The sequence below is a fragment of the Candidatus Fermentibacter sp. genome (assembly GCA_030373045.1).
Lineage (GTDB): Bacteria > Fermentibacterota > Fermentibacteria > Fermentibacterales > Fermentibacteraceae > Fermentibacter.
On the sequence record JAUCPW010000036.1, the window covers coordinates 1 to 23717 of the forward strand.

The window sequence follows — 23717 nt, forward strand, 5'->3', positions numbered from 1 at the left end:
GACCGCGACAGTGACCACCCTCGCGGAGGTGCTGATCAACAGGCTCTACGCGCATTAGTCCGACCGATCCTATAGGGTGGTGGCCGCGGGCGACCGCGGCCTCCTCCCCTTTGTGCAGGCTGCGTCAGTTACCGAGCAGTACCACCATGGACGAGGCGCAGCCCGAAGACGAATCCAGGCGGATCAGGTAGCACCCCGATGGCAGCGGCGCACCCGAAGCGTCGGTTCCGGGCACCGTGAGCAGGCCGGAGCCGCCCTGACAGGCGGTCAGATCACATGCCCAGACCTCGCGGCCGGCCAGGTCGTACACGCCGAGAACGGCTCCCGACGAAGGTCCGGGCAGGATCCAGGACACGCTGAAGGCTCCCGCGGCGGGGTTCGGGAAGGCCGGGCCGAGCGCGGTGATCAGGCCCGCGCCGCCCTCCCCGCCGCCGATACCGGTCTGGTTCGATACGAACACCTCGGCTGGGTCGCCCAGGTAGTTGTTCTCCTGGAGGACCCAGTTCTGCAGGGTCATGCCGCCTGCCGCCTTGAAGGCATCCTTCGCCGCGGCCTGCATGTCGCCGATCCTCTCGATGCCGCTTCCGAAGAGCTGATCCGCGAAGTGGACCTCGAGCCACTCCGAGGGACCCATGTCGGGAGGGGTCCCCCAGCCGTAGTTCGAGTTGTACATGACGGCGATCGCGCCTCCGTCGGGCCACATCATCAGGCGCTCGGCGCTGCATCCGTTGGCCGACAGGATCCCGGGGTCGCAGGCCATCGAGTGTAGGATGGTCAGCCTGTCGGAGTTGGTCATCCCGGTGTAGTTCTGGTTCGTGAACATGTAGGAGGGTTCGTAGTACCAGTATACGCCGCCGGAGCCGCCGTGACCCTGGTCGCTCACTTAGCTGGCGCCCTGGTTGATCATGTCGATCTGGTCGGTGGGGTGGCCCGACCAGTATTCGTAGCGCTTCAGCTGCACCCACGACGACGGGATCCTGTTCGAGATCGAGTCGCAGACGAAGCTGCCCCAGTAGCCGTCGGGCTCGGTATCCGGCCACAGGCCGGCGCCGCACAGGAGGGCTGTGGTGCGCCACGAACCTTCGGCCGACTCCGTCTCGTAGGAGATCGCCTTGGACACCATCGTGGCAACGTGCGCCTGCACGTCGGAGCTGAACCTCCCCACCGTGATGTCGGCGTAGTAGTCGAGCCAGTCGGTGTTCTCGCCGTACAGGTGGTCGCCGTCTCCGTCCCACATCCTGGTGAGATCGGAGAAGTAGAGGTCGGCAGTCTGGGCGAGCATCAGGCTGTCGCTGCCCACTACAAGGCTGGAGATCCGCTGGGTCGGGCCCCAGTCACCGATGATCAGTGCGTAGACGAGCCCCTGGTTCTGATAGGCGTACTTGAGGTAGTTCCTGATCTGCTCCTGGGTGTCGTACCCCGTGTAGGCAGCGTAGATCGAGTCGAGCGGGACGTAGGCCGCCTGGAGCCCGGTCGCGTTCCGGTGGTCGACGAGCGGCTGGAGCGTCGCCTCCATCGAGGCAGGGCCTATGGCCACCCAGACAGGCCAGGAGTCGTCGGTCTCGCGTTCCCCGGGCCGGCAGGCCGCGAGATCCCCGGGATTCGCCACGATGTGGGCGAGCATGGATTCCGCGTGGCCGATCTGCCCGGCGGTGAGGCTGAGGCGCTCGACTGACGGATCGGACGAATAGGAAAGGGTGATCGTTGCTTCGGTGATCACGGAGAGCCTGCCCGACAGCGGATTGTACGAGAAGGGCGAGATGGATACAGACCCGAGCTGGAAGCCCGTTCTCGTGCCGGTGCTGGTCTCGACTACGGGGCTCGCCGGGAACCGTGCGTCGGAGATGTAGATGGCGGGATCGCGCAGGAAGGGCCCGGGCTCCTCTCCGAAGGGGACGACCCGCACGGGCAGGATGTCGTGGAAGCCTTCGAGGGTCTCCCCGGCAAGGATCTCGACCTCCGCGCCCGTCACCGACATCCCCTGAGGGATGACGAAGGTGCTCGTCACGACGGGGAGGTTCGGCATCCCCTCGTCGAACCAGGTCAGCCCCCCGGGGCATGCCGGGAGCTCGCCGCCCGCGTAGTTCGAGACAGACAAGTCATCTACGGCGAACCGGAGATCGAACCGTATCGATCCGGCCTCCGCCGGCAGGGCGCAGAAGAGAACCACGGGCACGAGCCGAAGGATGATCCCGGACCGGGACGATCGCATCACTGGGTCCTTCCGTTTTGGGCTTGATGCGGTAAGCTCCCACAACCCCGATGACAAGTCAATACCCTTTTGTTTCGCATATTGCACGATAAATTGCACTCTTTACGCGTATCGGCACTTGACGGCCGCTCTTCCGTATGTAATGCATACAAGGCTCATCCCTGGTGTGTCCACACGTAAGGAGATGGAATGCGTTTCTGGGGTACGATCGCAATAGCTCTGGTTATGGCAGGCATCTGCTCTGCACAGCTCCTCGTGCCGGGTGCACTAGTACAGGGAGATATCTACGTAACCAACGCCTCCTGTGCATACTCCTACCAGATAAAAGTGTATGAGGCAAATACCCTAAATTATCTCACTGGTGCAAGTGGAGAGTTCCTTGGTTCATCCCATTACAAGACCTATCCCCTCTATAGCCTACCCGGTTATCCTTTTGTTGATGTAAAGTGTATCATCAAGGATGCTGGCGGCGTAACCATTTTCAGCGAGACGGTTCAGGACGTCGAATCGGTCTACTACAATGACGGCGGGGCGGTAGTCGACTTCTACTTCATGGTAGGTCGCGAGTCCGCCTCCAGTTCAGCGTCAGTCGATGAACCATCCTACCTGACTTCCGCGCTCGAGTCCTCCACCTGGGCGGAGATCAAGGCCACCTACTAGCCGTACCACTGGCACAACACCGGATGAGCCGGGGCGGGCGGTTGCCCGCCCCGTTCTTTTACCCGGTGCTTGGCCGAGTCGAGTTCCTGTTCTCTTCCATGGCAAGAACTGCCTTCTCGGAGATCACGGGAAATCCCCGTTTCGTCCCGGGCTCGCCATATTGGGATGCATCCGGAAGTCGAGTCCATCGTTCGTTCGACTGGAGGTCGGGAGTGGACCGGATACTCGTGGGCAAGGGCGTCGAGCAGGTGAACCTCCTCGCGAAGTACGGGAACCGTCACGGCCTGGTCGCGGGGGCCACCGGCACGGGCAAGACCGTATCGCTGCTGGTGCTGGCCGAGGGCTTCTCACGCATGGGCGTGCCGGTCTTCATGGCGGACGTGAAGGGCGACGTGGCGGGCCTGGCGATGCCCGGCGAGATTAGCGACCGCGTGAAGGAGCGAGTCTCCTCGATCGGCATCGGGGGATACTCCTGCGAAGCCAGCCCCGTGATACTCTGGGACCTCTACGGGAAGAAGGGGCACCCTGTCCGCACCACCGTGAGCGAGATGGGCCCCACGCTCCTCGGCAGGATACTGGAACTCAACGATACCCAGTCGGGCGTGCTCGAGATCGCATTCAAGATGGCCGACGACCAGGGGCTCCTCCTCCTCGACCTCGAGGACCTGCGGGCGCTGCTCGGCTTCGTGGCGGAGCACCGGAAGGACGTGTCGACCGAGTACGGTCTGGTGTCCGCCCCCTCCATCGCCGCGATACAGCGCGCGCTTCTCAGGCTCGACCGCGAGGGCGGCGAGGGCTTCTTCGGGGAACCGGCCCTCGAGCTGGGTGACCTGATGAGGACGGACCTGCAGGGCAGGGGCGTGATCAGCATCCTGGCGGCCGACCAGCTCGTGATGAAGCCGCGCCTGTACTCGAGCTTCCTGCTGTGGCTCCTGTCGGAGCTCTTCGAGACCCTGCCGGAGGCCGGCGACGAGGAAAGGCCGCGGATGGTGTTCTTCTTCGACGAGGCCCACCTCCTCTTTGCCGATGCGCCCCCCGCCCTCCGGCAGAGGGTCGAGCAGGTCGTGCGGCTCGTCAGATCCAAGGGCGTAGGGGTCTACTTCTGCTCGCAGTTCCCCGACGACGTTCCCGACGAGATCCTGGGCCAGATGGGCAACCGCATCCAGCACGCCCTCCGGGCCTTCACCCCGCGCGACCTCAAGGCTGTGAAGACCGCCGCCGACACTTTCGTGCCCAACCCTCCGCTCGACGTGGCCGAGGTCATCTCGCAGCTCGGAGTAGGCGAGGCGCTTGTCTCCATGCTTCGCGAGAAGGGCGTCCCCATGCCGGTCGAGCGGGCGATCATCTGCCCTCCCAGGTGCAGGATGGGCTCCCTGACCGACGCGGAGAGGGACGAGGTGCGCAGGCGCAGCCCCCTCGGCTCGAGGTACGACGTCGCGGTGGACAGGGAGTCGGCCTTCGAGATCCTGTCGAACCGCGCCGCCCAGGCCGCGCCCGCGGCGCCCGACTCGAAGAAGGAGGAGGAGAAGCCGAAGGGAAAACTCGGCGAGATCCTCTGGGGCACCGGCCGGCGCCAGGGCATGGTGCAGACGCTGGCCAAGCAGACCATGCGGACGGTCGGCAGCCAGGTGGGGCGCTCGATATTCAGGGGTCTGCTGGGAGGGATCCTCGGGAGGGGCTAGGCCCTCCCCGTCGCGCGGGACGAGGCGATCCAGCTCATCAGAACGGCGCCGGCGACCGCGGCGTTGAGGGATTCGACATCCCGCGACTGGGGCACCGCGAGGGAGCCCCGGCACATGGTCCGGGCCGCTTCCGATATCCCATGGGCTTCGGAGCCGACCACGAGGGCGCATCTCGAGGGTATGGACGCGGAGTAGACGGGGCGCCCGCCCTTCTCCGCGGCAAGTGCCGTGTATCCCGCGACTTCGAGGATGGCGGACGCCTTCGGAGCGTCCAGCCCCCGCATCACCGGCAGGAATGCATTCGCCCCCGCGGCTGCCCTGGACACCTTGGGGGAGTAGGGGTTGCACGTGCCCTCGAGGGCCAGCACGGCTGAAAAACCGAAGGCGGCGGCACACCTCAGGAGGGTCCCGGCGTTTCCGGGATCGGATATCCCGTCCATCACGAGGACCGACGAGGGCCCGCCGCCCGGCTCGAGCCTTTCGGGCTGCACCGGCAGCCTGCACACGGCTGCCACGCCCTGCGAGTGTACGGTATCCGAAAACAGGCCGAAGACCTTCCCGGGGAGCAGCAGGGCTCTGATGCCTCCTCCGCCCGGCAGGCCCGAAGCGGCGGGAGCCCCCTCGCAAACGAGCAGTTCGAGGATCAGACCGGGGCTTCTGCGAACCATGTCGGCGACAAACCTGGGGCCCTCCACCAGGAAGGCCCCGTGCTTGTCCACTCCCCTGGGGGTCGAGAGTTCGACGGCCCTCCTGACGGAGCGGTTGCCGGGCGACTCGACCCTCTCCACGGGGCTCAGGAGGGATGCCGGCCCGAAGACAGTATCCTGTCGATGATCTCCGCTATGCCCGCGCCCGGGGCGATGCCCACCAGGCCGCGGAGCCTCGACACATCGGGCACGCGCCTCTGCATGTCCTCGAAGTCCTTCGGGTAGGCCTCGTCGTAGGGCACCAGCCTGATCTCGGAGGCCGAGCCGGTCTTCTGCCTCACCAGGCCTGCGAGGTCCATTATGGAGATCTCCTCGGTGGAGCCGATGTTCACCGCGAGACCGGCCGAATCCCGCGTCTCCATCAGGGCCACGATGCAGTCCACCACCTCGTACACGAGGCTGAAGCACCTGGTCTGCGTGCCGTCGCCGTAGACCGTGATCGGTTCCCCGGCGAGGGCCTGCCTGATGAACCGGGGCAGCACCATGCCGTACCTGCCGGACTGCCTGGGGCCGACCGTGTTGAACAGGCGGCCTATGGTGACTGGGAGGCCTCGCGCCTTCGAGTAGGCCAGGGCCAGGAACTCGTCTATCGTCTTCGAGCAGGCGTAGCTCCAGCGGCTGCGGCTCGTGGGACCGAAAACCAGGTCGCCGTCCTCCTGGAAGGGCACGGCTTCGCCCTTGCCGTAGACCTCCGAGGTGGACGCTATGAACGTCCTGCGGCCCTTCCTGCCCGCGGCGCGGAGCACGTTCTCGGTGCCCCGTACGTTCACCTCGATGGTCTCCACGGGATGCCGTATGATCGTCTCGACCCCGACCGCGGCGGCCAGGTGTATCACGGAGCCGCAGAGGTCCACCGCCTCGGCCACGAGCGACTCGTCGCAGACCGAGCCGATCGTGTAGCTGAAGCCGGGGTCGGCGACGCAGTTCTCGAGGTTCGCGAGGTTGCCCGTGGATAGGTCGTCGAGGACGAGCACGCTCCTGCCCTTCGCGAGCAGGGCCTCGCAGACGTGCGAACCGATGAAGCCCGCCCCGCCCGTAACGAGGCAGTCGTATCCGCGGATCTTCAGATCGCCCAAGGCCCTCCTAGTGCGGGATCATCGCCAGCAGGACGCCGGCCGCTATCGCGCTGCCAATTACGCCGGCCACGTTCGGCCCCATGGCGTGCATGAGGAGATGGTTCTTCGGGTCGTATTCGCGCCCGACTATCTCCGACACGCGCGCGGAGTCGGGGACGGCCGAGACTCCCGCCGAACCGATCAGCGGGTTGACCTTGCAGCCCTCCTTGAGGAACAGGTTCATGAACTTCGCGAAGAGCACGCCGCCCGCCGACGCGGTGGCGAAGCTGGCCGCACCCAGGGCGAAGATCAGGATCGACTGGGAGGTGAGGAAGAAGCTCGCCTGGGTGCTGGTGCCCACCGAGAAGCCCAGCAGCATCACCACGATGTTGTTGAGGGCGTTCTGGGCGCTGTCGGACAGGCGGTTCGTCACCCCGCTCTCCCGGAGGAGGTTCCCGAAGAAGAGCATCCCGAGCAGGGTGATCGCGCCCGGGGCGATGAAGGCCGTCACGATGAAGGCCACTATGGGGAAGAGCACCTTCTCCACCCGCGACACCTGCCGGGCCGGTCTCATCCTGATCCTGCGCTCGGCAGGCGTGGTGAGCAGCTTCATGATGGGCGGCTGGATCACGGGCACCAGGCCCATGTAGGAGTAGGCCGCGATGGCGATGGCCCCCAGCAGATGCGGGGCCATCTGGCTCGCGACGAAGATCGCGGTGGGCCCGTCGGCTCCGCCGATGATCCCTATCGCGGCGGCTTCCTTCAGATCGAAGCCGAGAAGCAGGGATCCCATCAGGGTGAGGAATATCCCGATCTGCGCTGCGGCTCCGAGGAGGAGCAGCTTCGGATTCGACAGCAGGGCGCTGAAGTCGGTCATGGCCCCGATACCGAGGAAGATCAGGGGAGGGAACAGGCCGCTCGACACTCCGAAGTAGTACAGGTTGAAGACGGACTGCTGGCCGTTCAGTACGTCCTGGTAGCCTATCGGCATCAGGGTGGGATCGTACGGGATGTTGCCCGCCACTATCCCGAATCCGATGGGGATCAGGAGCAGCGGTTCGTAGTTCTTCCTGACGGCGAGCCAGATCATCGAGAGCCCGACCACTATCATGACGATGTTGCCGATCTCGAAGTTCCCGAACCCGGTGGTCCGGAAGATGCTCATGAGATCGGACGAGGTCTGGGACTGAGAACCTGCTGCGGCCGTCAGCACGCCCAGTAGGCGGCCGGCCGGGGACATATCAACTCCCTATCTTCATCAAGAGTGCGTTTTCGAGCACGGTGTCCCCCTGCTTCACGGGGATGCTGCTCACTGTCCCGCTGAACGGGGATTCGATCTCGTTCTCCATCTTCATCGCTTCCATGATGGCGACGGTCTGCCCCTCGCGGACCTGGTCGCCCTCCTTCACCATGAGCTTCAGGATGAGCCCCGGGAGCGGCGCCAGGATGTCGCCGCGGCCCGCAGCAGCGGTTCCCGGAGGGGATGTCTTGTCCGGGGCCTCGGCCGCGCTCACCACATGGGGCTTGGTCTCGATCCTCGGGGTCTTCGAGGCGGCCTTCCTGGGCGCCTCTATCTCCACGTTGAACTGCTTGCCGTTCACGGATACATCGACACGGTCGTCGATCATCCTGCCGACGTTCACGTCGTAGCTCTTCCCGCCGATGGTCACCTTGTATTCGGGCATCAGAGACTCCTGTTCCGCGGGCGGCCCCCGAGGGCCTGCCTGCCGAGGAGGACCTCGGCGCGCCCCGCGAGTCGCCACGGCCTGTATGGCTTGTCGTACATCCCGAGAGTGAGCCTGACGTGCTCGATCTGTTCGAGACTCTGGAAGTGGGCGTGGATCGCGCTGACGGCGGCCGCCACCTCCTCGTCCGTGGGCTGGAGCGGCGAGGTGGACTCCTGTACGGCATCGCCCGCCGCCTTCTTCGCTTCCGATCTGGCGATCATCCGGGAGAGCAGGGGCAGCAGGAGGGTGAGGATCACCAGCCCGGCGAAGACTATCACCATCCCGACCACCGACACCTTCACGCCCTGCCCGAGGACGGGGTCCGCGGACTGCCCCGCGGCGGCCAGAAGGATCAGCCCGGCCGTCATAGAGGGATGTTCCCGTGCTTCTTGGAGGGCATGAAGCGCCTCTTGCCCGACAGCATCTCCAGCGCCCTTATGACCCTGAACCTCGTCGAGGACGGCACGATCACGTCGTCCACGTAGCCGCGCTCCGCCGCCGTGAAGGGGTTGGCGAAGTGCTCCTTGTAGTCCTCCACCAGCTCCTTCTTCCTATCGGCAGGGGACTGGGCCTTCTCGAGGTCCTTGCTGAAGATGATCTCGACGGCCCCCTCGGGACCCATGACCGCTATCTCGGCGCTGGGCCAGGCGTAGTTCACGTCCGACTTCAGGTGCTTCGAACTCATGACGTCGTAGGCACCGCCGTAGGCCTTTCGCACGATCACGGTCACCTTGGGCACGGTGGCCTCGGCGAAGGCGTAGAGCAGCTTGGCCCCGTTGCGGATGATGCCCGCGTACTCCTGCTTCGTGCCGGGCATGAAGCCGGGCACGTCGACGAAGGTCAGCACCGGGATGTTGAAGGCGTCGCAGAAGCGAACGAACCTGGCGCCCTTGATCGAGGCGTCGTTGTCGAGCACGCCGGCGAGGAACGAGGGCTGGTTCGCGACAACTCCCACGGACCTGCCGTTCATCCTGGCGAACCCGACTATGATGTTGGGGGCGAACATTCTCTGGATTTCCAGGAACTCGCCGTCGTCGACGACCGCGGAGATGATCTTCCTCATCTCGTATGGCTTGTTCGGGTTGTCGGGGACGAAGTCGTCGAGCCAGGACTCCAGCCTGTCGATGGGATCCGTGGGGGTGGAGGCGACCGGATCCTCCATGTTGTTCTGGGGGATGTAGCTCACGAGCTTGCGGACGAACAGGAGAGCCTCCTGCTCGTTCTTGCAGGTGAGGCTCGCAACGCCGCTGCGCGTGGCGTGTATGTGCGCCCCGCCGAGCTGGTCGACCGTGACGTCCTCGCCGGTCACCGTCTTCACGACCTTCGGGCCGGTGACGAACATGTAGCTCGTGTTCTCGACCATGATCGTGAAGTCGGTGATGGCGGGGCTGTAGACCGCGCCGCCGGCGCAGGGGCCCATGATCACCGAGATCTGGGGGATGACGCCGGAGTAGACCACGTTGCGCAGGAAGATCTCGCCGTATCCGGCGAGGCTCTCGATGCCCTCCTGGATGCGGGCTCCGCCCGAGTCGTTGAGCCCGATGACAGGGGCGCCGTTCTCGGCGGCCATCTCCATGATCTTTATCACCTTCTCGGCGAAGGTCTCGGAGAGAGATCCGCCGAAGACGGTGAAGTCGTGGGAGAAGACGTAGACCAGCCGGCCGTCTATCGTGCCGTAGCCGGTGACCACGCCGTCGCCGGGGATGTGCTTCGAGTCGAGCCCGAACTTCGTGCACCTGTGGGACACGAACATGTCGAACTCCTCGAAGCTCCCCTCGTCGAGCAGGAGCTCGATCCTCTCCCGAGCGGTGAGCTTGCCCAGGGCGTGCTGCTTCTCGATCCTGTCGAGTCCGCCGCCCTCCTGCGCCTTCTCCCGCTGCGCGAGGAGCTTCTCGACCTTTTCCGCCGATGTCATAGGCCCTCTTCCTTTTCAGTCGTTCCGTGTTCGCATATCTCAGTCAAGACCCTCCCGCTCGACTTCGGATGGATGAAGGCTATCAGGCTGCCTCCCGCGCCCATCCTCGGCTCGCGGTCTATCATCTCCACGCCCTTCTCCACGAGGGTCCGGACCGTGCCGGACGCGTCGCACACGGAGTAGGCGATGTGGTGTATGCCCTGCCCCCTCTTCTCGATGAACTGGGCGATGGGGCTGTCGGGGGAGGCCGGCTCCAGGAGCTCTATCCTGGCTTCTCCTACGCGGAACATGGCCACCCTCACCTTCTGGGAGGGGACCTCCTCGCGCCCCAGGTCCTCGAGGCCGAGCACGTCGCGGTAGAACGGGACGGACGCCTCCAGGCCCTCGACTGCGATGCCTATGTGGTCGATGTGATCGATCATGCCTCTACCGGAGCCCTTCCCGGGAGCGTGAGCCGCTCTCCGATCTCGTAAGGCGTTGTCTCTCCTGCAAGGACCATGTCGACCGCCCTCTCGACCCCCAGGGTGCGTTCCAGGATCTCCAGAGCGGCTCTTGCACCCTGTTCCGCGGCGATGCGGAGCAGGTTCTCGCGAACCCTCCCGCGCCGGGAGGCTTCGAAATCCTTCCCGGACGCGAGCAGTCCGTCTATCTCCGAGAAGACATCACCGAGGCCTTCTCCGCTGGTCACCGAGCATCTGACCACTGGAGGCCTCGCCGTACCCTCCGGCGCGAAATCGAGCCCCGCCCGGACGACCGCTTCGAGCTGGTCGATCCCGGGCCTGTCGGCCTTGTTCAGGACGATCAGGTCGCCGATCTCCATGATCCCGGCCTTCATCATCTGCACGTCGTCGCCCAGGCCGGGGACGAGGACGAGGATGGTCAGGTCGGCTATGGAGGCGACCTCGACCTCCCCCTGGCCTACGCCCACGGTCTCGATCAGCACCGGATCGTAACCTCCGGCGGTGAGCACCTCCACCGCCTGAGCCGTGGTGCCTGCCAGCCCTCCGATGTGCCCCCTGCTGCCCATGCTCCGGATGAATATGTCCGGGTCGCAGGCATGGCGCTGCATCCTGAGCCTGTCGCCCAGGATGGCCCCGCCGGAGAACGGCGAGGAGGGATCGACGGCGATCACGCCCGGGCGCCTCCCGGCACTCTTCCAGTGGGCCAGCAGGACGTCCGCCAGGCTGCTCTTGCCTGCGCCCGGAGGACCAGTTATCCCGACCGAGCGCGACCCGGGGCAGGGATCGTAGAGCTCGTGCAGGAGCGCTGCGGCTTCGGGCCCCCCGTTCTCGACAACGGTGAGGGCCCGCGCGAGACCGCGCGTGTCCCCCTTCCTGACGAGTCCGGCGAGATGCCCGGGATCAGCGGCCCTCAAACCAACCTCCGGCCGGATCAGGCCTTCGTTCCGGATAAAGCAGCCGCCTCGAACTCCCTCTTTATGAAATCAACCACATCCGGGGCGGGCGTGCCCGGCGTGAAGATGGCCCTGAACCCGGCGGCCGTGAGCCCGGGGATGTCCTCCTCGGGGATCACTCCCCCGCCGAAGAGGATGATGTCCGAGGCCCCGCGTTCGGCGAGGCACGAAGCGACGGCCGGGAAGAGGTGATTGTGGGCGCCCGAGAGGAGCGAAAGCCCCACGAAGTCCACATCCTCCTGCACGGCTGCGGCGGCTATCGCCTCCGGGGTCTGCCTTATGCCCGTGTAGACCACTTCCATCCCGGCGTCCCTCAGGGCGCGGGCTATGTACTTGGCTCCACGATCGTGCCCGTCGAGGCCGGGCTTGGCGATCAGGATCCTGATCTTCCTCTCACCCATCAGAGGCGCCTCCGGTGAAGTATTGAAACGGAACAGTCCTGCGGAATCAACATAACCCCCGCGGGCAAGTCAAGCCGGTCGCTTCCCGGTGCCCCGCCCGCGAGACATATTCCGGGGTCGGCGTCGCCCAAACAAACCGAAATCACCACCGAGGTTCTTCCGGAGGTCTGAAATGTTCGGGAACATCGCGATCTGTTCCGGAAGGTCGAGTGAAGCCCTTGCTGGGAGGATATGCGAACTCCTGGGGGTGGAGCCCGAGCCGGTTGAGTTCGTCGAGTTCTCCAACGGCAACCTCATGGTGAACTTCGTGGGCGGCACCGTCCGTGAGAAGGACGTGTTCGTGATCCAGTCCGGCGAACGGTCGATCTTCCAGGACCGGAGCCGGGCCTTCGGCACCGTTTCGGGCGACATCCTCGAACTCCTCCAGATGATGTACGCCATCAAGGACAGCGCGGGCAGGATCACCGCGGTCACCCCGTACTTCCCCTACGCCCGGAGCGACAAGAAGGACAAGCCGCGCATCGCCATATCCGCCAAGATGATGTTCGATCTGATGACGGCCGTGAGGGCCGGGCGGGTGCTCACCATGACGCTCCACTGCCCGCAGAGCCAGGGATTCAGCGACATCCCGGTCGATCAGCTCCACGCCCAGGGCACCTTCATGAAGAAGATCCTGGAGCTCGGCCGCGAGAGGATAGCCTTCCTGGCGCCCGACTCCGGGAGCATCCTCGAGAACGACTCGATGGCGGTGTACGTGTCGCGGGCCATCAAGGAGGCGGGAGGCGCGCCCGAGGTGGTTACCGGCTACGTCAAGAAGGTGCGCTTCGATGACTCCGAGCGGCCGCACGTCAGGTCGGTCGAGGGCGTGGACAACCTCGAGAACCGCACCGTCATCATGTGCGACGACGAGATCCTGTCGGGCAGGAGCCTGGTGCTGTCGGCCGAGACGGCCAGGGATCGCGGAGCCGAGGAGATCTTCGCGTTCGTGACCCACGGGGTGCTCTCGGGCCAGGCAGTGAAGCTCATCGAGGAAAGCCCGATCACAAGGCTCTTCATCACCGACACCATCGAGTTCGACGCCGGCGCCGCGGCGGCGGTGAACGGCGGCCCGGTGACGAAGATCGAAACAGTGTCCGTGGCCCCCGTCTTCGCCGAGGCCATCAAGCGGATCCACTCGGGGCAGAGCCTGAGCAGCCTCTTCCTGTAGTTTCGCAAGGCGAAACTACACGCCGGCAGAAGTGTTCCGAGCTAATCGAGCCGCGTACTGTGTCAGGCGAGGAACCTTCGAGAGGCCATAAAAACCAGCCCATCCAACCCGTTCGCAGGGCGAGCGAGCAAGGGAGCGGCAGTTCGCTCATCTCCGCGCCCGCGGAGATGAGCAGGCCTGACAGCTGTCTGCCATAGCGAGTTCTATCAGCTGGGCAGGCAGCGAGATGGCCGGGTCGAACAATTCATCCGTCCGCGGAGATGAGCAGGCCCGGCAGTCCGCTTATTCCTGCCTACGCAGGAATAAGCTGATCCGACAGAGGCTTGCCATCGTCCAGTGTCTCAAGATAGGCACGCCTTGAAAGGATCTGAGCGTATATCTGCAGACAATCGTATGGCAAGCCGCGAGAGGACCGTAGCCTACTTCCTCAGTAAGTGCTACTCACCAGTTCGCTCCGCGAAACTGGTGACTCGAGGATCATCCAGCCTCGTCTAGAGGTTCTCCCAGTCCTTCCTGCCCCGCAGATCCTGTCCGCAGGAGCATTCCTCGGCATACCAGGAGAATGGGCGCCCGCACGATGGGCAGGCCCATCTCCCCGCCTGCAGGCGCCTCCATTCGGATGCGCCTTTCTCCCTGATCTCCCCGAGATTCCTGATCGTCGTCCTGAAGTGAGGCGGGAGGCTGTCGCCCGAGGAGGCGATCCTCCGGTATTCACCGCATGGGAAGTCCGGGCAGTCGGAGCAGAACTCGACCTCCCGCGTCGAAGCGCATGCCCTCATCGGGCACCTGGAACAGCCCGTGAACACGTCTTCCGACCTGCATCCTTTGCAGTGTATCTCAGACGGCTCGACCCCGAGGATGCCGGCGATGCCGTCCTGTGTGCCGTTTCGCTCGGCCTTCACTATCTTGCAGGCGTCGCACCAGAGCCCGCAGTATCCGTCGAGGGCGCTTCCGTCCATCATTCGCTCCTCTCGACCGCGTATCCGGGCGCCAGTTCGAGAAGGTCGTCGTCCAGGAGACTCAAGTACGTTCCGTAAAGGGGCCTCGCCTCGCCGAACCGGCCCAGCGCCCAGAGGGCGTCGGCCAGGTTCAGGTACGCGACCGCCCTGGACGGATCCAGCATGACCACATGGCTGAGGACTGGTACTGCCTCCGAAGGATGCCCCGCCTCCAGCAGGAGGAAGCCGTAGTCGTTGGCGATCAAGATGGCTTCCTCGAAGGGCATGTGACCGGCATAGGCGCCGGCCCGGTAATCCTCCCCGGAATCGATGCCCGTTATCCATCCGTAATCCAGGTTGAACAGGTAGTCGTGCTCGAACGGCAGGGTCATCACGGAGCATGCGGCCATCACGTCTCCGTCGCGACAGGACTGCAGCGCGAGCTCGTGGCTGCGCCTGAGCAGGGCGGCCCCCATCTCCTCGGATTCATAGTAGTACTGCGGGTAGAAGATCATGGAGAGCGTATCCACGGCCTGGGCGACCATGCCCGAGTCGATCAGGCGCCAGGCCGCATCCACGGCGTCCTGCGAGGGGTCCATCGTCCCCTCCCCGAGCGGCACGAGGGCCGGAGGTTCCGTCCCGAGGCGGTACTCGGCCCAGTACGTGAAGGCGCTGAACGGCATCTGGGAGTAGACCTGAACGATCCCGTCGGCTGGCAGCCAGCGCCACTCGGTCTTGGCCGGGTTGTACATCCCCCCGTATTCGAATGTCCCGAAGTCCGTCGTATCCGCCCCGGCCCCTACGAGGTGCAGCACTGCGTCCTCCCGGTAGCCCTCCTCCGGCACGATCAGGAGGTCGTCGCATCCCGGCGGCAGCAGGGAATCCGGGAGATCCTCGATCCCCCGGAGGATGGCCAGGTCGATGCATTCCCTGACACGGGCACCGGCATCGGGAAGAAAATACGCCCGGGCTGCGGTGGCCAGGAGGAGCAGCGGAACGCCCATTCGAACCATGTCCATCCCTCCTGACATGCGAACCGTAAAGGGATTGCTCGATAAGAACCTACGCCCGGATCGACCACTCCTCCGCCGACTCCTGGACCAGGCCGATACCGCCCTGGGCCAGAGCTTCGCGGAACATCCCGAGCGTCTTCTCGCGCCTGGAGACCAGGATGCTTCGCCCATCGGGCGCCTTGAACTCGAGCAGATCCTTGTTCAGCGCATACTTGCCGTGGGTGATCCTCATCCCGGAGTACGGGAACGAAACGGGCGTCCCCTTCACCAGGAGCATCCAGAGAGCACCCTGGCTCTGCAGGAAGGCCCACTTGCCGAGGTCGTGCCACACGAACCGCCTGTCGGTGATGAAGAACCTCGAGGAGGCCGGATACTTGATCTTCCCGCCCTGCAGGGTGAGGATCATGCCCGACTTGAGGATCTTCTCGCCGGGATCGGGGACGAACTTCGCCATCATGCCCCGCTTTCCGATTCGGGAACCGCGCGGCCGGCGCGCAGGCTCCTGAAGAAGGATCGGACCAGGCTGCCGGCCTCTTCGGCCATCAGCCCCCCGGTGACTGCCGGATAATGGTTGAGGTTTCCCATCGCCGTGATGTCCGTCACGGACCCGAACGCCCCGAAGCGCGGATCGGGAGCGCCGAACACGATCCTGGCCACGCGGGCCAGCACCGCCAGGCCCCCGCACATGAGGCACGGCTCGACGGTCGACACCAGCACGGATCCCTCGAGGCGCCAGTCCGAGAGCGCCCCGGCCGCCTTCTCGATCGCGATGTGCTCGGCGTGCGCGGAGGGCCGGCCGAGGGCGGCGGTCATGTTGTGGCCGCGGAACACGCGGCCGTCAGGCAGCGCGAGAACCGCGCCCACCGGAACCTCGGCCTCCGAGAGAGCCAGGCCGGCCTCCGAGAGAGCCAGGCGCATCAGCTCCTGATCGGGGATCACGACCATCCAGGCCTATCTGTCCCGCATCATCGCTTCGATGTCGGAGGGCTCCCTCGGGATCATGTCCGAGAGGATCCGGCTGCCGCCATCCGCCACCATCACGTCGTCCTCTATGCGGATCCCGGTTGATTCGGAGGCGATGTACAGCCCGGGTTCGACGGTGAAAACCATTCCGGGCGCGGCGGGGATGTCGGGGATGGATTCATCGTGGGTATCCAGGCCGAGATGGTGGCCGGTACGGTGGTAGTAGACGGCCTCGAGCCCGGCCGGATCGGGGATGATCCCGGCTGCCGCGAGCCTTTCGGCGTAGGCTGTCGCCACCTCCTGGTTCCAGTCGGCGTGCAGCTTGCCCGGAGACAGCCGGGCAATGGCGTCCCTCTGCGTCTCGAGAACCAGCTCCATGAGCTGCCTCTGCCTGTCCGTGTACCTTCCCGAAACCGGCACGGTCCTGGTGATGTCGGAGCTGTACAGGCTCCATGCCGCCCCGAAGTCTATGAGGAGGAGATCCCCCTCTTCGAGAACGGCGTCGTTGCTCGTGTAATGGAGGCATGTGGCTCGTCCGCCTCCGGCGGCTATCACGGGGAAGGCCGCCCGGGCGCCCGAGGCTATGAAGGTCTTCATTATCTCGGCTTCGACGACGCATTCGCGGATTCCGGGCCTGAGCACCGAGAGGACCGCCGCGAAGGCCTTGCCGGTGATCCTTGCGGCCTCGCGCATCAGCTCGATCTCCCTGTCGTCCTTCACCATCCTCATGGCGAAGATGTGCGGCGAGAGCCTCGAATGCGCGCGGTCGGGCCACGCCCCGGCGAGCCTTCCGGCGAACCTCTGCCTTTCGCCCCTGGGCTGCCCGAGGCCGCTCGACGGATAGTCGACGAAGACGTTCTCGATCCCGCTCCGCGACAGGAGCCTGTCGATGAGCCCCTCCCAGCCGCGGTCGGTCCGGACGTCCCTGATGCCCGAGACCTCGGAGGCCTCCTCCTTCGTGAGCTTCCTGCCCCACCACTTCTCGTACTCGGGATCGAACGGGTCGGTGAAGAGCATCTCCTGGACGCCCGCGGCGGGGGTGCGGATCATCAGGAGCCAGGTGTTCTCCTGAACTATCCCGGTCAGGTAGTAGAGGTTCCTGGAGGGTACGTAGGGATGCGTGGCATCCGCCGAAGACGGCTTCTCGCTCGACGGCGGGACTACCGCCAGGCTGCGGTCCGGCAGCCTTTCCATCAGGGCGGCCCTGCGGGCTGCGAAATCCTGCGCGGACAGCATGGGGTACCTCCGTTGTCAGGTGATCAGGAGATCGGACACGGGTCTCTTCGGAACATGATGAACGCCTTCCGAGTCACGCCAGTACTCCACCGGGCCGCCGGGCGGCAGAGTCTCCACGACTACCTCCTCCGCCGGCTCCCCGAGGGCTATCACAAGGATGGGCGACAGGCCATCGGGCACGCACAGCAGGCTGCCCATCCCAGCACGGTCGAACGACATCAGGATGCAGGTACCGAGCCCGGCGGCATGGGCGTCCAGAGTTATGTAGCCAGCGGCGATCCCGGCGTCTATCCTGGTGAAGGGCTTCTCCTCCGAAGGCGCGAGGATCACGACGTATCCGGCCGGTCTCTCGCCTTCGCCGGGACCGGGCCAGTCCTTCAGATATGCGGCCCATGAGAGCAGGGGGAACAGGGCCTCTCTCCCGGCCTTGTCGAGGATGATGACGTATCGCAGCTCCTGCAGGTTCCCTGCGCAGGGGGCGAGCCCCGCAGCCTCGACGAGGCCGAGCGCAGTCGCGGGATCGATGCCGAGCGCCTCCCTGAATCGCCTGACGGTCCTCGCATGCATGCACAGATCGAAAAGGTCCATGTTCACCTCCGGTGAGGCGCGGCAGGGCCGCCGCCCGACCCGAACATGCCCGGCGGAGCGCCCCGGAGGGGAGTACGCGGAGGGGCCGCCCGGAGGCGGCCCCCTGTCACTCTGCGGGAACCGTCAGCTCTTGATCTCGATCTTCTTGTGGACGGCCCTGTCCTCCTTGGGCAGGACGATCGTGAGCACGCCGTCCCTGCACTGGGCTGCGGCCTCCTCGGGCTTCACGTCGACCGGGAGGGCGATGGCGCGGACGAACGAACCGTAGCGCATCTCGCGGTGGTGGTAGCGCTTCTCGGTCTTGTCGTCCTTCACCTCCTTCTTCTCACCCTTGATGGTCAGCACGCCGTTCGAGACCTGGATGTCGATCTCGTCCTTGCAGAGCCCGGGAAGCTCGAGCCTTACCTCGAGCGTGTCCCTCGTCTCGATGACATCGATCGCGGGCACCCAGTCGAACCCGTTGGCGCCGCCCGGGAAGATGTCCTCGAGCATGCGGTTCATCGTGTATCCAGCCCAGTCGAAGGGCATCAGGTACCTCTCCCGCCTTCTGTCCGGAAGATTCGCCATTTCCGTTCTCCTCTCCTGTCCGTTATCCAAGCCGTTCCATCCGGCTTTCCGTTTCTATTAACAGCAACGGTCTTGCCAGGTTGAACGATCCAGAAACGCGAACAGGGGCAATAGCTTCCGGCATCCGCCCGGGGGAGGCGCGCCATCATGGCGCGGTTCAGGCCTTCCTGGCCGAGACGCTCACACCGTCGAGCAGGATGCAGGGGTAGCGGGCCCAGCTCGACGGATCGTGGATCCTGTCCTCGACGCCGACGACCCTCTGCATCACGTCCCATACGTTGCCGGCGACCATGCCGTCCCTCACCCGGCCGACGATCCTGCCCCCCCTGACAAGGAGGCCCGGGTTCATGCCAACGGAGAAGTCGCCGTTGATGATGTTCCCGGAGTGGGCTCCAAGGGCCCCCATCAGGATGACTCCCTCGTCCATCGCCGAGACCATCTCGTCGAACGTCATGTCGCCGGGCTCGAAGCCCTCCTGGGCCAGGCCGGCCGCGGGCAGCCCCGCGATGGCGTCGTCTCCCCGGAACCCGCTGCCGGTGGGCTCGATGCCGAGCCTTACGGCGTAGTCGAGGTTGGTGTAGAGGCTCTCGAAGACACCGTTCCTGATCATCGGGAACTTGCGGGTAGGCATGCCCTCGTCGTCGAACGGGGTCGCCCCCATCGCCCCCCCTGCGTGAGGATCCTCGATGAAGGAGATCTTCTCCGAGACGACCCTCTCACCCTTCCTGCCTATCAGCGGGGAGGTCCCGAAGTAGACGGAACGCGCACTCAGGGCGGACCTCAGCCTCCACGTCAGGGCATTCATGGCCTGGGGGTGGAACAGCACCTTCATCCTGCCGGAGGGGGCGTCGACCTCCTCGAGACCGCGGGAGTAGAACTCGACGAGCTCGTCCAGGCTGTCAGGGGCGATCTCGCATTTGTCGAGAGAGTACCTGAACTGGCCCAGCGAGGTCTCGGTCGCGGGGAAGAGCACCTGTGCGCCGACGTAGAATCCTCCGCTCGAAGACGAGACATCGAGCGAGTTCGAATTGACGATCCTGGTGGTGCTCTTCACGAAGCCGCCTGAGCTGTCCACCTGGCCGCCGACCCTGCCGGAGAGCCCGTCCAGGGCGTCCCTGCACGCGTCGACGATGTCCGAGTAGCCCAGGCCTGCGATGGAGGGGTGGAGCGTGTCGAGCTCGACGTGTTCGTGCGGCCCCGGGAAGCGGTACCCGGCCTCGACCCCTCCCTCCATCGAGGCCACGGCATTGGCGAGGAGATCATGGCGGTCCGTCAGGTTCTGCGTGTAGGCGGTTCCGAGGATGCCGTCCCTGATGATCCTGAGGGAGTACCCGGAGTTGATCGAGGTGGACAGTTCGGTGACCGAGCCGTTCCTCATCGACAGGCTCGTGCTGCTGTGCTCGCGGTAGAAGACCTCGGCCTGGTCGGCTGCGTCCATCGCCATCCGGAGAAGCTTCTCCATCACACACCCCCCACTACCATGCCCGATATGAGCACATGAGGGCCTCCGTAGTTCGACTTGATGTTGGTCTGCCCCTTGCCGCACCCGCCGCGCTCCGACAGTCTGAAGTCGGAGGCGGTGTCCGCGATGTTCGAAAGCGTGGTGAAGAGGTTGCCCATGATGTTGATGTCGCGGATCATGCGGCCGACCCGGCCGTTCTCCACCACGAACCCGTACTGGGCGCCGAACGTGAAGTTCTCGCCGCTGGTCTGGCCGCCCTTGGCATCGAGGAGGTACAGGCCGTCGCCCATCCTGCGGAAAAGGTCTTCGACACCCGCGGTGCCGGGCTCGATGAAGATCGTGCCCATGCGCACGATGGGCTCGTAACGGTAGTCCTCGGCGACGTCGTGGCCCGTGGGGGCCTCGCCGAAAGCCGCTGCGGTGGCCCTGGAGTGGAGCCTCCCCGTCAGGACGCCGTTCTTCATGAGCTGGACGCGCCTGACGGCCACGCCCTCGTCGTCGTACCTGTAGCGCCCGAGCTGGCCGGGAAGGGTCGAGTCGGCCACGATGCTGACGGCCTTCGACCCGAGCTGCGCCCCGAGGGCCATCCTCGCCCGGAGGGAGGGGTTGTCCTCGATGATGTCGGCCTCGCTGAAGTGCCCGAAGGCCTCGTGGGTGAACACGCCGGCCATGCTGGGATTGAGCACGACATCGTAGGTCCCGCCCCTCACCGGTTCGGCGTCGAGGAGCCTGGCTGCGATGCCGGCCCGCTCGAGGAAGACATCATCGCGGCCGACCAGCGACTCCCACCCGTCGGCGCCTCCCACGGCCACGCGGATGTTCTGGAGCAGGTCGCCCTTCTTCGCGACAACCTCGCCCGCGATCGCCACGGTTACCAGCACCTCGCGGATGGCAGTCCCCTCGCTGTTCACGTAGTACTTCTCGCGGCAGACCTCGTGATAGGCCACGTTGGTGGTGGCTATGCCCGGCTGGTCGAGCATCAGCGCGTTGCAGGCCCTCGCCGCCGCGATCTTGTCGCCGATGGGGATCTGCCGGGGGTCGACCGACATGACGGGCTCGACATCGTCCTCGACCACGGGCACGGGTGCGAGTTCGACCTTCTTCCCGCCGAACCGCATCATCGTGGATGCGCCCTCGGTCGCGAGCGAGAGCGCCCTCGGCACGTCCTCCTCCTTCGTCACGACCGCGGAGGAGAATCCGGTGCCGCTCCGCGCCCTCACGACGTAGCCGTCGGTCGCGCTGGCGTTGACCTGCTTTATCTCCTTGCCGCTGAAGGAGATCACAGTCTGTTTCCGGATCTCGTAGCGGATGTCCGCGAAATCCGCGGTCCGCTTCGAGATCATCGCCCTCAGTCTTTCCCGCATGGCATTCCTCTCGCCTGGATGGCCGGGCAACGCTGTGGTGATCGAGGATGCGCAGATATAAGGAAGGCCGCGCCGATGGTCGAAGATGCCGTCCGGGACCGGGTTTGTTTCAGCGGTGAGTGTCCACGCCCCGGTGCATGGCGAGGAAGTAGAGGCAGAAGGCGGCGGCGGCGAAGCCCGCGGCCTGTCCGAGGATGATCAGGATCGCGCCGGAAGTCGGCCAATGGCCGGCAAGGGCTGACGGCATGGCCGCGCCTGTCATCCGGAATGCCGGTGAGAAGAGGCTGTCGAGAGGGTCGACCAGGGGTGCGAGCGAGTAGAGGGTGAAGGCTCCCGCCAGCACGGATGCAGGCGCCGGTGTAGTGAGGAGGCCGGCCATGGCCGACACGGCGGCCGTCCACGCCGCGAGGGCGATGCCCGCACAGGCCACGGGTACTAGATGCGGGCCGAACCCTGCCGGCATCGCCGCTGCCACAGCGCCCCACGACAGGACCAGTATGACGGAGGAGAACAGCATCTGGGCCAGGACGACCTGCCAGAACCCGGCGATCCTCGACACGGGAGCCATCAGGCTCGAGCCGAACCAGGACTCCCCCCAGAACTTCGAGAAGAACCTCGCGCCCGAAGCCGCCGAGACGAGGCAGACAGCGAAAGTGGCGCTCGCGAAGGCCACCTGTATCGAGCTCATGCCGGTCGCGATCGTGGTTTCGAGGGGATGCACGAGATAGATCGCGACCGCGATGACGGCCGGAACCAGGAAGTAAGGGGGCAGGAAGGACTGCACGAGCCTGTCGGTGGCCTCCCTGAAGTAGAAGCCCCTCATCTCACTCCTCCACCCTCGCGATCTCGTCGGCGATGCCGCACAGGCCGAGGGGATTCGGCGCGGCAACCACGATCGCGCAGCCCCTCCCCTTCAGATCCGAGAGGATCCCGATCACGCGGTCGGACCACGAGGAGGGCATCGAGGCCAGCGGATCGCAGACCGCCAGGACGGGAGGGCCCGCGATGTCGGGGATGGAGAACTCCATGAATCCGGGCATCCACTGGGCAAGGCTCCCGGTGCGGGTCACCGATTCCTTCTCGAGGCCGTTCGCCGTCATCCAGCCGACCAGTGCGGCCCTGTCGCGCCTGCTGCCGCAGCCGTGGATGGCCAGCCTGGCCGCCAGCTGGCGCAGCGGGGCGCGGGCCGGGTCGAGGCTCGTGGCACGCGTGAGGAAGACCGCGCCCGGCAGGCCCCTGGCGAATCCCGGCTCCGAGCCGTTCACCTCGACGCTCCCTCCGAAGGGCCTCCTGACGCCCGAGAGGATGCCCAGCAGATCGTCGCCTTCGTCTCCGGAGTAGTCCGTGACGAGGACGAGCCGGCCCGGCCCGGCCACGACGTCCATCGGGCGGCTGGACCTGCCTATCCTCAGCTTGGACATGGATATCACCCTGAAGGCCTCCCCAAGGTCATCCATCAATAGCGGGCAGAACGCCGGGAGTCTCCCGGACACCCGCCCGGTCTCCCCTCGCGCTTCGGCACAGCGATGCACATAAATACCCCATGAGAGCAACTGCTGCCACCCTGTCGCTCGCGGCCGCGTTCTGCACCGGCTGCGGACCCCGCCCCACCGGGATCCTGAGCACCGACCTCGACTCGCTCGTGGTCACGGTGGCCGTAGACGGACCAGCCAGCGTGGAAGGGATCCCGAGACGAGGCCTCGACCCTCTCGAGATCGCACTCCTGTCGGTCGAGTCGGGTGTCGCAGGGATCGAGCTCCACTGCGCCAGGGGGGACTCCGCCGTCGCCGCTGCATCCCTCTGCAGGGCTGCGGGCGTCCCGGCGATCGTGAGGGTTTCCGGGACGAGCAGGCTGATCGCCGACGTGGAAGGCCTCTCCTGGACGCCGAGGTATTCATGGTTCCCCGAGGGTGACATGGTGAGGTTCGAGGCGAATGTCATCATCCACAACGCCACGAGCCAGACCTGGCGGGGCGTATCCATGAGGATCATCGACACGGACGGCCTTTCTCTCGCATCGACCACCGGGCTGATCGACCTCCCGCCCGGCGACGAGGTCGTCCCCTGGTGGAACGCGACGGGAACCGCACTCGATCCGGTGATCATCTATTCGTGGCCGGCCCCTGGCGCATGGACCGCCCTTCTCCCGGTGGTCGTCCAGGGGGCCGGACCGTTCATCGAGGCGGGCGTCGCTTCGAATACCCCCATCGTTTCGGGTGACACGGTATGGATCCCCGCGCCTGATCTCGAAATACGCCAGACATCGGTACAGACCCCCCGGGGGTACGATCTCGAGGTCACCCTGTCCAGCTCTTCGCAGAACGGACGGAGCGTACGGGTGCGCTATCCCTCCACGCTGTCGAGCGGGGCGATGGCGAGCTTCGACGTCCCATCCACCGTGACCGTAGGCGGGACGGCAGGCACGGCGGCCACCTTCCACGGGACGCTGCGGTATTCGACGTCCCGCTGACCCGCTCCTTGACCGGAACCGGCCGTGAGCGTAGACTACCGGTCCATCTCGATCTGGGTGCGCCCGTAGCTCAACTGGATAGAGCGTCTGGCTACGGACCAGAAGGTTCCGGGTTCAACTCCTGGCGGGCGTACCA

26 protein-coding genes and 1 tRNA gene are annotated in these 23717 nt (G+C 65.5%); 5 read left to right on the forward strand and 22 right to left on the reverse strand.

Annotation, left to right across the window (positions count from 1 at the left end; genetic code table 11):
• Positions 1-124: 124 nt before the first annotated feature.
• Together QUS11_06785 and QUS11_06790 are read right to left on the reverse strand one after the other, a co-directional pair.
• Positions 125-883: a C25 family cysteine peptidase gene (locus tag QUS11_06785; GenBank protein ID MDM7993004.1), complete on the reverse strand. Its 759-nt coding sequence runs from the start codon at positions 881-883 to the stop codon at positions 125-127.
• Positions 884-2212 (reverse strand): C25 family cysteine peptidase, encoded by a 1329-nt coding sequence (locus tag QUS11_06790; GenBank protein MDM7993005.1) that lies wholly within the window; start codon positions 2210-2212, stop codon positions 884-886.
• Positions 2213-2401: 189 nt separating this feature from the next.
• Between QUS11_06790 and QUS11_06795 the strand changes: the two genes are divergently transcribed.
• A complete protein-coding gene (locus tag QUS11_06795; protein MDM7993006.1) occupies positions 2402-2872 on the forward strand; it encodes a hypothetical protein in 471 nt (156 codons plus the stop codon).
• Positions 2873-3084: 212 nt separating this feature from the next.
• The gene (locus tag QUS11_06800; GenBank protein ID MDM7993007.1) at positions 3085-4554 is read left to right on the forward strand and encodes a DUF853 family protein; all 1470 of its coding nucleotides are present in this window, start codon (positions 3085-3087) and stop codon (positions 4552-4554) included.
• Here QUS11_06800 and QUS11_06805 read toward each other — a convergent pair.
• Genes QUS11_06805 through QUS11_06845 form a run of 9 tightly spaced genes read right to left on the reverse strand, consistent with a single transcriptional unit; the run spans position 4551 to position 11773 of the window.
• Entirely contained in the window at positions 4551-5342 is a 792-nt protein-coding gene (locus QUS11_06805; protein MDM7993008.1) for an RNA methyltransferase, read from the reverse strand. The genes QUS11_06800 and QUS11_06805 overlap by 4 nt on opposite strands.
• 5 nt (positions 5343-5347) lie before the next feature.
• Complete coding sequence (locus QUS11_06810) at positions 5348-6337, reverse strand: GDP-mannose 4,6-dehydratase (protein MDM7993009.1); 990 nt, start codon at positions 6335-6337, stop codon at positions 5348-5350.
• Between the two features lie 7 nt (positions 6338-6344).
• Positions 6345-7556, reverse strand: coding sequence for a sodium ion-translocating decarboxylase subunit beta (locus QUS11_06815; protein MDM7993010.1), 1212 nt, complete (start codon positions 7554-7556; stop codon positions 6345-6347).
• Between the two features lies 1 nt (position 7557).
• Positions 7558-8001, reverse strand: a complete 444-nt coding sequence (locus QUS11_06820) for a biotin/lipoyl-containing protein (protein MDM7993011.1) — start codon at positions 7999-8001, stop codon at positions 7558-7560.
• Positions 8001-8411, reverse strand: coding sequence for an OadG family protein (locus tag QUS11_06825; GenBank protein MDM7993012.1), 411 nt, complete (start codon positions 8409-8411; stop codon positions 8001-8003). Before QUS11_06825 ends, QUS11_06820 begins: the two co-directional genes overlap by 1 nt.
• Positions 8408-9958 carry an acyl-CoA carboxylase subunit beta gene (locus tag QUS11_06830; protein MDM7993013.1) on the reverse strand — a complete coding sequence of 517 codons (1551 nt, stop codon included), beginning with the start codon at positions 9956-9958 and terminating at the stop codon, positions 8408-8410. Before QUS11_06830 ends, QUS11_06825 begins: the two co-directional genes overlap by 4 nt.
• Complete coding sequence (gene mce, locus QUS11_06835) at positions 9955-10380, reverse strand: methylmalonyl-CoA epimerase (protein MDM7993014.1); 426 nt, start codon at positions 10378-10380, stop codon at positions 9955-9957. Before mce ends, QUS11_06830 begins: the two co-directional genes overlap by 4 nt.
• On the reverse strand, positions 10377-11333 hold the full coding sequence (gene meaB, locus QUS11_06840; protein MDM7993015.1) for a methylmalonyl Co-A mutase-associated GTPase MeaB: 957 nt from the start codon (positions 11331-11333) through the stop codon (positions 10377-10379). Before meaB ends, mce begins: the two co-directional genes overlap by 4 nt.
• Positions 11334-11350: 17 nt before the next feature.
• Complete coding sequence (locus QUS11_06845; GenBank protein MDM7993016.1) at positions 11351-11773, reverse strand: cobalamin B12-binding domain-containing protein; 423 nt, start codon at positions 11771-11773, stop codon at positions 11351-11353.
• Positions 11774-11945: 172 nt separating this feature from the next.
• On the opposite strand from QUS11_06845, the gene QUS11_06850 reads away from it, so the two are divergent.
• Positions 11946-12980 carry a ribose-phosphate pyrophosphokinase gene (locus QUS11_06850; protein MDM7993017.1) on the forward strand — a complete coding sequence of 345 codons (1035 nt, stop codon included), beginning with the start codon at positions 11946-11948 and terminating at the stop codon, positions 12978-12980.
• Positions 12981-13471: 491 nt separating this feature from the next.
• On the opposite strand, the gene QUS11_06855 is transcribed toward QUS11_06850, so the two are convergent.
• The 11 genes from QUS11_06855 to QUS11_06905 all read right to left on the reverse strand — a co-directional run bounded on the left by QUS11_06855 (position 13472) and on the right by QUS11_06905 (position 22568).
• Positions 13472-13939 carry a DUF3795 domain-containing protein gene (locus QUS11_06855; GenBank protein MDM7993018.1) on the reverse strand — a complete coding sequence of 156 codons (468 nt, stop codon included), beginning with the start codon at positions 13937-13939 and terminating at the stop codon, positions 13472-13474.
• Positions 13939-14922, reverse strand: coding sequence for a hypothetical protein (locus QUS11_06860; GenBank protein MDM7993019.1), 984 nt, complete (start codon positions 14920-14922; stop codon positions 13939-13941). Before QUS11_06860 ends, QUS11_06855 begins: the two co-directional genes overlap by 1 nt.
• Positions 14923-14980: 58 nt before the next feature.
• The gene (locus tag QUS11_06865; protein ID MDM7993020.1) at positions 14981-15388 is read right to left on the reverse strand and encodes a hypothetical protein; all 408 of its coding nucleotides are present in this window, start codon (positions 15386-15388) and stop codon (positions 14981-14983) included.
• Positions 15385-15876: a nucleoside deaminase gene (locus QUS11_06870; GenBank protein ID MDM7993021.1), complete on the reverse strand. Its 492-nt coding sequence runs from the start codon at positions 15874-15876 to the stop codon at positions 15385-15387. The genes QUS11_06865 and QUS11_06870 overlap by 4 nt, the downstream gene beginning before the upstream one ends.
• Before the next feature lie 6 nt (positions 15877-15882).
• Complete coding sequence (locus QUS11_06875; protein ID MDM7993022.1) at positions 15883-17130, reverse strand: Xaa-Pro aminopeptidase; 1248 nt, start codon at positions 17128-17130, stop codon at positions 15883-15885.
• 15 nt (positions 17131-17145) lie between these two features.
• Positions 17146-17718 carry a nitroreductase family protein gene (locus tag QUS11_06880; protein ID MDM7993023.1) on the reverse strand — a complete coding sequence of 191 codons (573 nt, stop codon included), beginning with the start codon at positions 17716-17718 and terminating at the stop codon, positions 17146-17148.
• Between the two features lie 123 nt (positions 17719-17841).
• Positions 17842-18285 (reverse strand): Hsp20/alpha crystallin family protein, encoded by a 444-nt coding sequence (locus QUS11_06885; protein MDM7993024.1) that lies wholly within the window; start codon positions 18283-18285, stop codon positions 17842-17844.
• 157 nt (positions 18286-18442) lie between these two features.
• Complete coding sequence (locus tag QUS11_06890) at positions 18443-19747, reverse strand: metallopeptidase TldD-related protein (protein MDM7993025.1); 1305 nt, start codon at positions 19745-19747, stop codon at positions 18443-18445.
• Positions 19747-21111 (reverse strand): TldD/PmbA family protein, encoded by a 1365-nt coding sequence (locus tag QUS11_06895; protein ID MDM7993026.1) that lies wholly within the window; start codon positions 21109-21111, stop codon positions 19747-19749. The genes QUS11_06890 and QUS11_06895 overlap by 1 nt, the downstream gene beginning before the upstream one ends.
• 109 nt (positions 21112-21220) lie before the next feature.
• A complete protein-coding gene (locus QUS11_06900) occupies positions 21221-21934 on the reverse strand; it encodes a hypothetical protein (protein MDM7993027.1) in 714 nt (237 codons plus the stop codon).
• Position 21935: 1 nt separating this feature from the next.
• Positions 21936-22568, reverse strand: a complete 633-nt coding sequence (locus QUS11_06905) for a hypothetical protein (protein MDM7993028.1) — start codon at positions 22566-22568, stop codon at positions 21936-21938.
• A gap of 86 nt (positions 22569-22654) precedes the next feature.
• Between QUS11_06905 and QUS11_06910 the strand changes: the two genes are divergently transcribed.
• Both QUS11_06910 and QUS11_06915 read left to right on the forward strand, forming a co-directional pair.
• Positions 22655-23581 (forward strand): hypothetical protein, encoded by a 927-nt coding sequence (locus tag QUS11_06910; protein ID MDM7993029.1) that lies wholly within the window; start codon positions 22655-22657, stop codon positions 23579-23581.
• Positions 23582-23640: 59 nt separating this feature from the next.
• Positions 23641-23717: transfer RNA gene (locus tag QUS11_06915), tRNA-Arg, on the forward strand.